At 73.6% G+C, this 3,006-nt stretch carries 4 protein-coding genes; 2 read left to right on the top strand and 2 right to left on the bottom strand.

Annotated features, from left to right (window positions below):
- The coding region (locus G6030_RS16905; RefSeq protein WP_347238674.1) for a PGPGW domain-containing protein at positions 1-105 on the bottom strand (105 nt) is incomplete at its 3' end.
- Positions 106-151: 46 nt separating this feature from the next.
- Positions 152-781, bottom strand: coding sequence for a hypothetical protein (locus G6030_RS14370; RefSeq protein ID WP_063972248.1), 630 nt, complete (start codon positions 779-781; stop codon positions 152-154).
- A gap of 149 nt (positions 782-930) precedes the next feature.
- Here G6030_RS14370 and G6030_RS14365 point away from each other — a divergent pair, with 149 nt between their 5' ends.
- Both G6030_RS14365 and G6030_RS14360 read left to right on the top strand, forming a co-directional pair.
- Complete coding sequence (locus tag G6030_RS14365) at positions 931-2,241, top strand: cytochrome P450 (RefSeq protein ID WP_063972149.1); 1,311 nt, start codon at positions 931-933, stop codon at positions 2,239-2,241.
- A 115-nt stretch (positions 2,242-2,356) separates the two neighbouring features.
- Entirely contained in the window at positions 2,357-2,908 is a 552-nt protein-coding gene (locus G6030_RS14360; RefSeq protein ID WP_182643583.1) for a putative glycolipid-binding domain-containing protein, read from the top strand.
- Positions 2,909-3,006: the final 98 nt, after the last annotated feature.

Raw genomic sequence — 3,006 nt, 5'->3', positions numbered from 1 at the left:
CCCGGGGCCGGGCAGGAACAGCGCGGCGACTCCCAGGGCGACGAGCGTCCAGCCGAGCACCTCCAGGCCGAGGCGCCTCGCCGCGACGTAGCCGAGTCTTCTCACCGGACCATCGTGACAGAAATCGGGGGCGCCAGAGGGGCCGTGGGGGTCAGGCGGGGACCGTGGAGCGGTACTCGTCGGCGGCGCGTACCCCGGCGTCGAGGTCGACCTCCGGCCAGCCGTCGGGGGCGTGGAGGACCGCGGCGAGGTGCGCGGCGGTGAGCCCGGCGCCGGCGTCCAGCAGCGCCTCGACGGCGTCCGGGTCGGGGTCGTCGAGGAGCGTGGAATCGGCCAGGTCGTCGATGATGTCGCGCAGCGCCGCGCGCGTCACGGGGAACAGTTCGGGATCGAAGCCGTCGTCGACGGGCTGGTCCAGCCGCCACCAGCGCGACCCGTCCCAGCCGTAGAGGAACCCCAGGTACGCCCCGCGGGACCGCGCGTGCTCGACTCCGCGGCGCCACCAGCCGGGTGCGTCGCCCACGAGGTCGGTGCCGGCCTCGCCGGCGCGCCCGCTGCCCTCGGTGAGGGAGAACTCGTGGTGCCATCCGGCCAGCAGGGCGCGTCCGTCACCGGGCCGCAAGAGGGCCATCCACATGCCCTCCGCGCCGGTCCAGTGCAGGGCCGTGGCGGTGGGTCGGTCGTGCTCGAGTCCCACTGCCGCGCGCACCGCGGCGTCCACGGCGAGGAGGGCGGCGATGTCGTCGGGCGTCGAGTCCGTGTCCACCGGGAGCAGGGCCATGCGGCCCAGGGTAAACCCGATCGACGACGACGAGGTGACGATCACGGTGAACGTCCGGCGACCCGCGGGTGTCACAGGGGTGCACGGCGCGCGCGGATCGCGGAAGCGAACCCGCTGCGGTCGGCCCGGGCGACTCGTACGGTGGGCGCATGATCAGTGACGTCGCACACAGGCTTCCGCCGGGCCCGAGAGCGCCCCGCCTCCTGCAGGCGGTGCTCGCCCTCGCCGCTCCCGCGGCCGTGTTCCCCGCGGCGGCCCGCCGGTACGGTGTGCCGTTCACGCTCGATCTGATCCCCCGGGGGCGGAAGGTCGTCGCGGTCTCCGAGCCCGCGCAGGTCAAGGACGTGTTCGCCGGCTCGCCGTCGGTCTTCCACGCCGGTAAGGGCAACGACCTGCTCCGTCCCCTCCTGGGCGACCACTCGCTCCTGCTGCAGGACGGTGACGAGCACGCCCGCGCGCGGCGACTGCTGGCGCCGGCGTTCGGGCGGCGCGAGATCGCCGGCTACCGCGAGCTCGTCGAGGAGGTCACCGCCGAGCAGCTGTCCCGGTGGCCGCGCTCGGGCCGGGTCCGCGCGCACGTCCTGCTCAACCAGCTCACCCTCGAGGTGATCCTGCGGGTCGTGTTCGGCGTGACCGATTCCGCGCGGCTGGACCGGATGCGGCCGATCGTCGCCCGGGCGGTCGACGCGGGGCCGGTCGTGATGATCGGGCTGGGGATCGGTCCGCTGCGCCGGCTGTGGCCGTGGAGCCGCGAGGTGCGCGACCTCGAGACCATCCACGAGTTCCTCGGCGAGGAGATCGAGGCCGCCCGGCGCGACCCGGCGCTCGAGGAGCGGCGGGACCTCATGGCGCTGCTGGTGCGCGCCTCGGCCACCGACGCGCAGGGGCTCTCGGACGCGGAGCTGCGCGACCAGCTCATGACCCTCGTCGCGGCCGGGCACGAGACCACGGCCACCGCCATGGCGTGGTCGATGCTCGAGCTGGCCCGCCATCCGCGGGTCCAGGAGCGCTGCGTCGCCGAGATCGCCGGGGACGGGTCGGAGTACCTCGACGCCGTGCTCAAGGAGGTCCTGCGACTGCACCCGGTCGTGCCCATGGTCATGCGGGAGCTGCAGGAACCGGCCACGATCGGCGGGCGCACCTACCCGCGGGGCGTGACCGTGTCGCCGTCGATCGTCCTGGCCCACCGCTCGCCGGGGACCTATCCGTCGCCCCTCGACTTCGACCCCGGGAGGTTCCTGGGCGAGGTGCCCACGCCCACGGAGTGGCTGCCGTTCGGTGGCGGGGCGCGCCGGTGCATCGGCGCGTCGTTCGCGATGATGGAGGGCGAGGTCATCCTCCGGCAGCTCCTCGAGAGGTACCGACTGGAGCCGGTCGGCAGCGGGCGGGAGTGGCCGCGGTCCCGCAACGTGACGCTGTACCCCTGGCGTCGGGCGCGCGTGGACCTGCGTCCGCGCTGAGGTGGCGGGGGATCCGGATGTGCGTTTTACTGAAGATTTTCCTACCGTGGTCGGTGTGAACGCTTCTCAGACGCCCTCTTCGCAGCCCGAAGCGCCGCGCGCCTCGGCTCCCTGCATGTACACGTGGATCTCCGAGACCGGCAGGGTGATCGAGCAGGTCAGAATCGTCCCCAGGGGTGAGTCCGCGCGTGCCCGCGGTCGGATCGTCTCCGCGGCGCACCCCGAGCACGTGGCCTTCACGGTCGAGTACGACGCGGAGATCGGCTCGGATCAGGCCCTGCGTCGGGTCGGGCTGACGGTGAGCACCGAGGAGTACGAGCGGTCCATAGACCTGGCCTGCGACGATGAGGGCGCCTGGCTCCTCGACGATCCGAGCGGCACCCGGTCCCGCGTGGGCGGCGACGGCGTGGTCGACGTGGACGTCACCTACAGCGTGTTCTTCGCCAGCGTCATGATCCGGCGCCTCGGGCTGCACGCCCAGCCCGGATCCGCGGAGGAGCGCGTGCTCTCGGTGGATTCCATGACGCTCGACGTCACCGAGGACACGGTCACCATGTCGAGCGACGACGAGCAGGTCCACGGGTTCACGGCGACCGCCTCGACCAGCGCAACCGTCGACGCCGGCGGCATGATCATCGACGTGCCGGGGCTCAGCCGCCGGGCCTGACCTCCCGGCCCGCCGCCCCCGCCGCACGCAGTTCCTCGAGCCACCCCGCGGCGCCCGGCGTGACCTCCACCGGCTCCCCGGCCGCTCCTGCCCCGGCC

Source organism: Dietzia sp. E1 (assembly GCF_014145015.1).
GTDB classification, from domain to species: domain Bacteria; phylum Actinomycetota; class Actinomycetes; order Mycobacteriales; family Mycobacteriaceae; genus Dietzia; species Dietzia cinnamea_A.
Note: the sequence above shows the minus strand (reverse complement) of the source record. Positions and strands in the feature narration are given on the sequence as shown.

Coding starts and splice junctions, on each gene's coding strand:
- G6030_RS14370 (WP_063972248.1), bottom strand. CDS start 781: ATGGCCCTGCTCCCGGTGGACACGGACTCGACGCCCGACGACATCGCC.
- G6030_RS14365 (WP_063972149.1), top strand. CDS start 931: ATGATCAGTGACGTCGCACACAGGCTTCCGCCGGGCCCGAGAGCGCCC.
- G6030_RS14360 (WP_182643583.1), top strand. CDS start 2,357: ATGTACACGTGGATCTCCGAGACCGGCAGGGTGATCGAGCAGGTCAGA.